This is a genomic window from Schaedlerella sp. (assembly GCF_056796775.1).
The window spans coordinates 1-4,720 of sequence record NZ_JBQIKP010000093.1; the positions used below are offsets into that span (position 1 = coordinate 1).

7 protein-coding genes are annotated in these 4,720 nt (G+C 45.7%); all 7 read left to right on the forward strand.

Annotation, left to right across the window (positions count from 1 at the left end; all coding sequences use genetic code 11):
- A partial coding sequence (locus ACTOY7_RS21320) for an amino acid--tRNA ligase-related protein (RefSeq protein ID WP_482672794.1) occupies positions 1 to 117 on the forward strand: 117 nt, incomplete at its 5' end.
- A 397-nt stretch (positions 118 to 514) separates the two neighbouring features.
- Positions 515 to 979 carry a DUF6075 family protein gene (locus ACTOY7_RS21325; RefSeq protein ID WP_482672791.1) on the forward strand — a complete coding sequence of 155 codons (465 nt, stop codon included), beginning with the start codon at positions 515 to 517 and terminating at the stop codon, positions 977 to 979.
- Complete coding sequence (locus tag ACTOY7_RS21330; RefSeq protein ID WP_016219872.1) at positions 972 to 1,139, forward strand: hypothetical protein; 168 nt, start codon at positions 972 to 974, stop codon at positions 1,137 to 1,139. Before ACTOY7_RS21325 ends, ACTOY7_RS21330 begins: the two co-directional genes overlap by 8 nt.
- A gap of 26 nt (positions 1,140 to 1,165) precedes the next feature.
- Positions 1,166 to 1,951, forward strand: a complete 786-nt coding sequence (locus ACTOY7_RS21335) for a ParA family protein (protein WP_290452089.1) — start codon at positions 1,166 to 1,168, stop codon at positions 1,949 to 1,951.
- Positions 1,941 to 2,837, forward strand: coding sequence for a ParB/RepB/Spo0J family partition protein (locus ACTOY7_RS21340; RefSeq protein ID WP_482672792.1), 897 nt, complete (start codon positions 1,941 to 1,943; stop codon positions 2,835 to 2,837). Before ACTOY7_RS21335 ends, ACTOY7_RS21340 begins: the two co-directional genes overlap by 11 nt.
- Positions 2,818 to 3,966 carry a replication initiator protein A gene (locus ACTOY7_RS21345; RefSeq protein WP_482672793.1) on the forward strand — a complete coding sequence of 383 codons (1,149 nt, stop codon included), beginning with the start codon at positions 2,818 to 2,820 and terminating at the stop codon, positions 3,964 to 3,966. Before ACTOY7_RS21340 ends, ACTOY7_RS21345 begins: the two co-directional genes overlap by 20 nt.
- A gap of 84 nt (positions 3,967 to 4,050) precedes the next feature.
- On the forward strand, positions 4,051 to 4,407 hold the full coding sequence (locus ACTOY7_RS21350; RefSeq protein WP_172535234.1) for a DUF6050 family protein: 357 nt from the start codon (positions 4,051 to 4,053) through the stop codon (positions 4,405 to 4,407).
- Positions 4,408 to 4,720: the final 313 nt, after the last annotated feature.

Sequence of the window (4,720 nt, forward strand, 5' to 3'; positions counted from 1 at the left end):
ATGCCGCCTACCGGCGGAATTGGGTTCGGAATTGACCGGATGGTGATGATGATGACGAATTCACCGGCGATTCGGGATGTTTTGTTGTTCCCGACGATGAAGTCATTAGACAAATAAAGCCAGTGTTTTCAATGGTTTGCGGTACTTCGATTCAGATTTTGCAACAAAATTGCAACAAATTTGCAACGCATAATGCGGGATAATGCCTGATAATGCGTTGATTGGTACATGAGCCAACTTAATACAGTAAGCACTTTAAGGACATTTTTCTAAAAGAAATTTTAGGGAAGTGTCCTTTTTTGTTATGGTCAAAAAATAAATTTGAATTGGAGGAAAAGGAAATGGCAAACACAGCGTTAAGGTCAGGAGTGAAAAACCGTTCTCCGGGGCAAAAGCAAATTCGGGTTGACAGTTAGCCGTATTTTGGGTAACTGGCAGCACGAATCCACAAGGGTTTGGGAGTGTAGCTCCCAAGAATATAAAAAACAAGCAGATAAGATAAGGAGGACAAGCTATGGCAGCGAATACAGCGAAAGGTGCAGAAAACGAGGATACTCGCACAATTACTTTTAAGAATGATGAACACAAGAAATTTTATAAAGAATATCTGCAGAAATGTAAGTACCCAGATGTGTACCACAAAGCATTAGTATACTGCTTGGGGATTGACCGGGATACAAGGATAAATGTGGACAGGATTTATGATTTTAAAACAGGATGCGTAATAACAGAATGCCTGCATGAAGGCTGGCAGACTAGCGGCAGCGCAAGAATTGTACGGATGGCGTTTAACCTCTATTGTAATGGAACGCCAAGTGTCTATGATACGGAGGATGTGGAGGAACAATTAAAAGAGTTCCGTTGTTATACAGTGGAAGATTTATTCTGCTGCGGCTATGCCAGATACTTTTGGGAGGCAGTCAAGCTCCGCTATCCGGAATACTGTTTTTACGTGGATATGGAGGATTTATATGCTTAAAATCAGGATGCAGGGGACAAAGAAAGACCTTCACTGGTTCCGGCGGCTTTTGGAGCGGCATGAAGGCGTGGATGTGAAAGAAGTGTCGGAACCATTTGCAAACAAAGGGACAAATAAGTATTTCCGTGTATATGCGGAAGTGGAAAGAACAGAAAAATAGATTGGAGAATCAGGAGGAAAGTATATATGTGCAGAGTGATCGCAGTAGCAAACCAGAAAGGCGGAGTCGGCAAGACTACAACGTGTGTGAATTTAGGGATTGGGCTTGCCAGGGCAGGCAAGAAAGTATTGTTGGTAGAGGCAGATGCGCAGGGCAGCATGGCGGTGAGCCTGGGGATTGCGGAGCCGGACGAGCTGGATGTGACGTTAGTGAACATCATGGAAAAGGTAATCAACGACGAGGATGCAGAGTTAGGTGAGGGCATTATCCACCATGAGGAAGGGATTGATTTTATCCCGGCAAATATCGAACTGGCAGGCTTGGAAACGGCCCTGGTAAATGTTATGAGCAGGGAAACGATACTGCGCCAGTATCTCAACAGCATAAAAGGGGAGTATGACTTTGCGATTATTGATTGTATGCCCTCGCTTGGCATGATCACGATAAATGCCCTTGTAGCGGCGGACAGCGTACTGATTCCCGTAGAGGCGGCATATCTCCCAGTCAAAGGGCTTCAGCAGCTTATTAAGACGATTGGACGGGTACATAGAAAGCTAAACCCAGCGCTTGATATTATGGGGATTCTGCTGACAAAGGTAGACCGGAGGACAAACTTCGCAAGGGACATTTCAGCGCAGATCCGGGAGGTATATGGGAACCGGGTACATATTTTTGAGAACTGCATCCCATTATCTGTAAAGGCTGCGGAAACCACGGCAGAGGGGAAAAGCATCTATCTTCATGATCCGAAGGGGATTGTGGCAGGCGGCTACCACTCACTGACACAGGAGGTGCTTGCGGATGAAAAGTAAGAGCGCAGAGAAGGTAAAGCTGAACAGCTTTGATGATCTGTTTGGCATAGATGAAACGGGCGAAACGGTCACTTCCGTTCCCCTAAGTGTGCTGCATACGTTTAAAGGCCATCCGTTCCGGGTATTGGATGATGAAAAAATGCAGGAAACGGTGGAAAGCGTAAAGCAGTATGGCGTGTTGATGCCAGGGATTGTGCGCCCGCATCCGGAAGGCGGCTATGAGGTTATTGCAGGGCATAGACGGTGGCGGGCCTGTGAACTTGCAGGGCTTACGGAAATGCCTGTCATTATCCGGGAAATGGATGATGATACAGCGGTAGTTCTGATGGTCGATACGAATATCCAGAGGGAAGACATCCTGCCAAGTGAGAAGGCGAAGGCATATCGGATGAAATACGAAGCAATGAAGCACCAGGGCAGCAAAGGGGAGAAATATACTGCGGATGCCATCGGGGAAGCTGCCGGGGACAGCGGGAGGACAGTGCAGCGTTATATCCGGCTGTCGGAACTGGTGGAAGAACTGATGGGTTATGTGGATGAAAATAAAATCCCTATGGTGGTCGGGGAGAAACTGTCTTATCTGAAAGCAGAAGAACAGGCATGGGTTGTGGACGCCATCGGCAACAGCGGCATATTCCCATCGAAGGCGCAAGCAGAACAGCTAAAGGAAAGCAGTGAAACAGGGGAATTGACGGAAGGGAATGTATATGCGGTTTTAATCCGGAAAGAGAAGGAAAATGTGAATGTGACGATTTCCGCAAAGAGAATCCGCAATTATTTCCCGACGGAATATTCCAAAGAGCAGATTGAGGATGTAATCTATACACTTCTGGAGGAATGGAAGCAGAAGGAGGGAGGGACAACGGATGCAGGAATTACAGTTTGATTATTATCGGGGCATGGAAGCGGAGCAGTACACGTTTTACCGGATTCCGAAGGTTTTGTTCACTGCGGAATGCTTCAAGTCTCTCTCCTGTGAAGCGAAGGTTTTATACGGTCTTTTATTAGACCGTATGAGCCTTAGCATAAAGAACCGGTGGTTTGATGAAGAGGACAGGGTGTATATTATTTTTACGGTGGAAGATGTGATAGAACTGCTGAACTGCAGCAGGCAGAAAGCGATTAAGAACCTGGCAGAACTTGATTCGGAAAAAGGGATTGGACTGATTGAGAAAAAGCGCTTAGGGCTAGGAAGGCCAAATGTGATTTATGTGAAGAATTTTATCATAAAGGAAGGCCCGGAACATGAGGAAAAAGAGCCGGAAAATGCCGTAAATGCACAGAAGTATGAAAATCATACTTCAAGAAGTATGGAAAACGAACTTCAAGAAGTTCCAAAATTATACTTCAAGGAGTATGAAAATCAAACTTCTGGAAGTATGAAAAACAGACTTCAAGAAGTTCCAGAATCAAACTTCAAGAAATACGAAAATCAAACTTCTGGAAGTATGAAAAACAGACTTCAAGAAGTTCCGAAATCATACTCTAATGATACTGATATTAACAAGACTGATTTAAGTGATACTGAATTTAGTGAAACAGAGTATAGCAAGACGGATTTTAACGATACTGAATCAAGTGTGTCTGCTATCAATCCCAATCCTATCCAGTCAAATCTATCTATCTCTGGCACAGAGCCGGATGTGATGGGAGAGATGGATGCTTACCGAGACATCATCCGGGAAAACATATCTTACGAGTGTTTTCAGGACGGGCGCTATCACCGGAGGGAGGACGTGGATGAACTGGTGGAGCTGATGGTGGAAGTGATGATGCTGCCGGATAATGGCATAGTGCGGATTGCAGGAGTGGAAAAGCCGGCGGCGCTTGTCAAGAACCGATTTATGAAGCTGAACCATGAGCATATGGAGTATATCCTTACCTGCCTGGGCGCAAATACAACGAAGGTGGGAAATATCAAGGCATATCTTCTGACAACGCTGTATAATGCCCCGATGACCATAAGCAATTATTACACAGCGGAAGTAAACCATGACCTATATGGGAGCGGATGAAAAAGTACAGGGAATATTGGCGATAAAATTGTTTCGGTGTGCCAGGCGTGATATACTGGATGCAGATACAGATTGGAGGAAGGTATGAAAATAAGTGAATTTGTAAAGAAAGTGGTAATCCCGGTTGTATCGGCATTGTTTTTGGCGGCATTGTTCCGTCCGCTGTGCATGGAGAATGGGGAGTGCAATTATTTGAGCCTGTGGTGGTTCATGGGTATTCCATTTGGCATACATAGGATGTTTTTCTGGATTATCCCGAAAGGCTATGACATTGGCGGCACGGTGGGCATCCTGTTTATCAATGTCCTTGTGGGCGGCGTGATTGGAGGGATCGTTCTTGTCTGGAGATTGCTGGCAGCCGCAGTATATCTGGTGAAAGCAGTCGTGGCAGTGATCAGATGGACAGTAAAAAAAATGGCCGGGAAGCCTTGCAGGGCGTGATTGGCGTTTGAAAGAAATAGAAAGAAACAGAAAGGACAGGCAATACAGGCATAAATTGAATAACAATCCGTAAAAACAGCTTGATACACGGCTGTTTTTTTGTTGTCCAACTTTACGGCACGGTGTCGCAAAGTCAGGGGACAGGGCTTGACGGAATGGCGGATGTAAAGCGGGCTGCACACTTTGCGACACTATGACGGAAAGTTCCGGGAGAAAATTCAGACCAGGAAGGAGGTGCATATTGGGCAATCGTGCAGGGTCGCAGGACTTGATTGAATTGGGCAACCGTATCCGTGACCGGAGGAATGAGATC